The 4,484-nt window shown below is 34.0% G+C and carries 4 protein-coding genes; 2 read left to right on the top strand and 2 right to left on the bottom strand.

The window, feature by feature from the left end; all coding sequences use genetic code 11:
- Positions 1 to 284 precede the first annotated feature (284 nt).
- Together ACPYKA_RS19310 and ACPYKA_RS19305 are read right to left on the bottom strand one after the other, a co-directional pair.
- The gene (locus ACPYKA_RS19310) at positions 285 to 896 is read right to left on the bottom strand and encodes a stage II sporulation protein M (RefSeq protein WP_479543828.1); all 612 of its coding nucleotides are present in this window, start codon (positions 894 to 896) and stop codon (positions 285 to 287) included.
- Between the two features lie 16 nt (positions 897 to 912).
- A complete protein-coding gene (locus tag ACPYKA_RS19305) occupies positions 913 to 2,106 on the bottom strand; it encodes a DUF418 domain-containing protein (protein WP_479543827.1) in 1,194 nt (397 codons plus the stop codon).
- 156 nt (positions 2,107 to 2,262) lie between these two features.
- Between ACPYKA_RS19305 and ACPYKA_RS19300 the strand changes: the two genes are divergently transcribed.
- Together ACPYKA_RS19300 and ACPYKA_RS19295 are read left to right on the top strand one after the other, a co-directional pair.
- Positions 2,263 to 2,973 (top strand): response regulator transcription factor, encoded by a 711-nt coding sequence (locus ACPYKA_RS19300; protein WP_479543826.1) that lies wholly within the window; start codon positions 2,263 to 2,265, stop codon positions 2,971 to 2,973.
- Positions 2,973 to 4,484 (top strand): sensor histidine kinase (locus ACPYKA_RS19295; RefSeq protein WP_479543825.1); only part of this gene is annotated, 1,512 nt, incomplete at its 3' end. The genes ACPYKA_RS19300 and ACPYKA_RS19295, both read left to right, overlap by 1 nt.

Genomic DNA, 4,484 nt, shown 5'->3' with positions numbered 1-4,484 from the left:
ATCAAGACCGCGAAGGCTAACCCCCACTAATTGCTAACGCAATTTGAAGGGGACTGCGCCTTCGCTTTTTTGTTCAATTAATGTGTAATCCAATAGTATAGACAGGAGATTAAACCTCCTGTCTATTTTTATCATTTGCACAAATGTATCCTTACACCCTTGGAAAATGTCAAAAGGTTAACAACTAAAAATGCTAATATCGTTAGACTTGCACAAGCAGTTGTCGTATCTCCAGGAAAAGCCGATCCAGTGACTTCTATTGTCTTCCCCGGCTCAGAAATTTTCTACAAAAAAAGCGGAGTAATAAAACCCTCTATTACCGCAGCAATCAAAGTTAATGGGAAGATCACTGTAATAAAAGTTAACAATGAATTTACGAACAATTCCTTAAAAGTGTAGACAGGAGCGCTTTTCCCAAAAAGTTTTTGACCAATTTTTCCAAAGATCCATTGATTAATTCGATAAGCTAAAGCAGTAGCTATAATAAAGGCAAGAAATTCAATGATAGAATGTGGTAAATAACCTTTTACAATCATCCAAAATAAGGAATCACCTTTTCCTGTCGCTAAATGCGTGGCATTGTAAATGTAAAAAATCATACCATTCAAAATACCATTAAAGATTAATACAATCGTATAGAAAAATGGAATTGGAATAATTGCTAACAATATGATTTGAATTGGTACTAGAATATTGTTGGTAAATAGTGCTACTGTGAGATCGAGCTTAGTTCGTTGTTGAGCATCTTCAACTGTACCATTTTCAAACTGTGTAAATAATTTTTCGGGATCAAAACTGAATTTTGCGCTTATAAAATAAGTAACGATAATTGCGAGTATTAATATCAAGCAAAAAATAATAGTCGGTTTAATTAAGCCTTGTAAAAATTTTTTCAAACAAATTCCTCTTCTCTTAAGCAACTTTTCCCTTTGTTCTTTTCTTGTTAAATTTTAAAAACGACAGATACGTGAAACTTCGTGTGATTTTTTCCAGTGGACCGTAACGAAAATGGTTTAAGTATATTGTACTAAAATATATTTGTAGTGCGAAAACGACTATCCCTAGCAAGATGCCATCTGTAACGCCAGCTCGACCAAAGAGAGCAAATCCATAGCCATAAAAGATTGTCGTGCAAATCACCGTCTGCATAATATAATTTGTTAACGACAATTTACCAATACTCTCTAAATAGGTTAAAATTCGAAATTTGCTTTTGCGACAATACAATAGCGCAACTAAAAAGATGTAACCGAAAGCTAGTAGTATCTCCCCTATCATCGCAAACCCCATTGCCCAATTATTGTCTGAATAAAAATATCCTATTATATTCAACAAAAGACCAACTGGAAGACAGAGGATAAATCCTATCCAATAAAACCGCTTCTCCTTATGTGGACGGAAAAACATCTTTCTTTTTGCTGCATACATCCCAAATAGGAACATCGGCGCAATTACTAGCGGAGTAAGTAAAACTAAAAATACCATTTTACTTTCCCCTAGCTCCTTTGATAAAGGATCTTCTTCATTGTTATTTCGATAATCCTTAATCTCTGCATATGTTCCGGAACTGTAAATTTCCGTTGTTTTTTCTATATAAGCGTCTGTAAAGTCCATATCCGCTTGCTGCAGCTCTTCTTCTCCAAAAAAACTTCCAATTCCAAACAACAAAAATAAACTGACTCCCCAAATAAGTATTGTCTTGGGCTTTCGGTTTACGAACATTAAAAGTAATATTCCCATCGCCCCATAAAGAAATAAAATATCCCCTTCCCAGAAATAGATAGAATGCAAGAGACCAATAACGATTAGCATTATCATTCTACGGAATAAATGCCATTTTACTCTTAAATTCTTTCGTTCAAGGCTATTTTTCATCATGATCATCGAGTAACCAAATAAAAATGTAAAAATTGGCATAAAACTTCCTTCAATAAAAATTTTCGTAAAAGTGTACGTGTATTGATCTACCCTCGACAACTCAAATATATGGATTTCATCTTTTCCCCATAAGCCGTATTGGAAAATCAACATATTGGCAAGTAATATTCCAAATAAACTAAAACCACGAATGCCATCAATGGCATGAATTCTTGCGTGCTTATTCATTTTAATCTATCTCCTCTTTATATAACGTTCATTTTCTATAATAAATGAGGAAGTTTTCTCAGGAAAAACACCTACCTTACCTTTACATTAATTTTCCCCAAAAACTGTTAAGGTTCTCGTAAGCTTTCTATGGTAGGATAAAATTGGGTGAATAAAATGAAAGAGAAACATATTTTACTAGTTGATGATGAAAAAGCAATTTTACAAATGGTAGAGATGGTTTTGAGAAAAGAAGGTTTTCATCATATACATACAGCGGAAACTGGAGCAGAAGCTTTACAAATTGTGAAAACAACTCCGCTTGATTATATCGTTTTAGATGTTATGCTTCCCGACATAAATGGCTTTGATTTATGTACAAAAATCCGTGAATATACGGATGTCCATATATTATTCCTGACCGCTCGTGTTACCGATTTTGATGTATTAACAGGGTTTGAAAAAGGCGGCGATGATTATGTGACAAAACCGTTTAATCCATTGGAAGTTGTCGCTAGAATAAAAGCACAGTTAAAAAGAAAACAGCTGATAAATCCCGTGGCCATGATACCGAATAAAAAATTATATGATTTTGGTCATTTTACAGTTGATGAAGATGCAGGAGAATTAAGTGTAGACGGACAGCTCGTATCGTGTCCTGCGCAAGTTTTTCTTCTCCTTGTATACTTCTGTAAAAATGTCAATCGAGTTTTATCTAAAGAGCAATTATTTACAGCTGTTTGGGGTTATGAACATATGGTGGATGATAATACAGTAATGGTTCATGTTCGACGAATTCGGGAACGGATTGAACCTGACCCTGGTAACCCTATTTATCTTCAGACTATTCGCGGTCTTGGATACAAATTAGTAAAGGATTATAGCTAATGAGATTACAACGAAGAGTCACTTTCCATTTTGCATTCCAATTTGTTGCTTTGTTAATAGCACTCTTTTTTATTACTGTGTCATTGTTTTTTCTTCTTGCCAATTTAGCAACTAAAGAAGAATTAAAAGCGAATCCCAAAAGAGAGATCATTGAATCCATTCCTATAAATGCAACCGTTTATAATGAAGATACATTTTCAATTGACGAAAAATGGCGTGATCTTTTAATTGAAAATAATATGTGGTTTCAATTTGTCAATCAGGATGGTGAAGTCTTTTATTCTATTAATACACCCGATTCTTTGCAATCATCCTACTCTGAACATGATCTATTAGTAATTGAAAGTACAGGGGAAATCGATAATTATACCGTTGAAACAGTTTATGATAAATGGGAAAATGATGTCTATTATTATATATTTGGCTTTTATAATGATGAGCAGACGATGCTTGAAGAATTGTATAAAACATATAATGAACAGACAGACCACAAAAACCTAATTCAAACGTTACAATCACACAATAGTTATCTTGATATTTATGTCAATGGAGATTTGGTGGAGACGATCGGTGAGTCAAGTGAAAATACTAACAAACCTCTTGATTTAATTGGAAGAATTCATCAACCGGGGAAAAATTCCACAAAAGTTTTTACACATCATGACGAAAAAGCAAATGTTACGTGGGTGCTACATTTAAAAAATGAAGAATATAAAGATCAGAGCTTTTGGTTGCTTCCGGCGAAGGAAACGCAAATTTTTCTAATGATTGCTCTAATCAGTTTGTTCATTGCGGTTTCTGTTTCCATTTGGAATGGCTATCGCTACGGGAAACCATTAATTACGTTTGTCAATTGGTTAGAACGAATGGAGAAAAATCATTATCTAGACGTTTTAACCGAGAAAGAACGGCGAAAAATTTTTAAGAAAAATGGAAAAGTAAAATTTCGCTATCGGATTTTCCAAGAAGTATTTCAATCCTTTGAAAAGATGTCAGCAAAGCTTATTGCAGCAGAAAAAGAAAGAAATCAATTGGAAAAAACGAGAGCAGAATGGATGGCCGGCATTTCACATGATCTCCGCACCCCATTGTCAAGTGTTCAAGGCTATGGTCATTTATTAGAAAGTCAGCAATATACTTTTTCCGAAGCAGAATTATCAGAAATGGGAAAAGTTATCCGGGAAAAAAGTGATTATATGGTTCAGTTGCTGGAAGATTTTTCATTAGTTTTTCAGTTAAAAAATAGTGTCATAACGATTGAAAAGCAAACTATCGATTTGAACAAGTTTGTGGAAAAAAACGTCTTAAAATTTAAAAATGATTTAACGATTCAAGACAAACATTTTAAATTTTACGCAGCATCGGATCCATGTTATGCAGACATTGATCCGAAATGGTTCACTCGCGTTCTAGATAATATTATTTCGAATGCCATAAAACATAACCCACCAAACACTACAATTGAAGTGAAGGTGTCGAACAAAGCCGATAAAGCGATAATTCAAGTTTCC

This window comes from Pseudogracilibacillus amylolyticus (SeqCode) (assembly GCF_051918545.1).
In the GTDB taxonomy this organism is placed as follows: domain Bacteria; phylum Bacillota; class Bacilli; order Bacillales; family Amphibacillaceae; genus Pseudogracilibacillus.
This window is presented reverse-complemented; position numbering and strand designations above follow the sequence as displayed.